The following is a 381-nucleotide window of genomic DNA, read 5'->3' as shown; positions in this document are numbered from 1 at the left end:
GTAATACATACCATTGTTGAAAAAGTAAGAGTAACCTTAAAACCTTTTCTAAGCCGGGCAAAATTCTTCGCGCCATAGTTAAATCCGGCGAAAGGCTGGTATCCCATTGTCAGGGCAAAAACAAACATAAAGCACATACTGGCTATACGCATTTGCACTCCCGAACCGGCGACAACATAATCTCCATACCTCGCCGCTATGCGGTTGCTGAGAATGTTCGCCACGCTCATAAGAACATTTGATATTCCAGCCGGTATTCCTATCGAAAAAACTTCCCGAAGCATTGTTTTATTTGTCTTGGCATTTTTTAACCGTATTGAAAGCATTGTCTTGTTTGAGCAAAAATACCAAATACCATACAAAAATGACGCAAGCTGTCCG

Annotated in this window: 1 protein-coding gene; it reads right to left on the bottom strand. The window is 41.5% G+C overall.

The window, feature by feature from the left end; all coding sequences use genetic code 11:
* The coding region (locus ACYVRH_RS15075) for an MATE family efflux transporter (RefSeq protein WP_461257666.1) at positions 1-381 on the bottom strand (381 nt) is incomplete at both ends.

The organism is Treponema sp. R80B11-R83G3, assembly GCF_054786115.1.
This window is presented reverse-complemented; position numbering and strand designations above follow the sequence as displayed.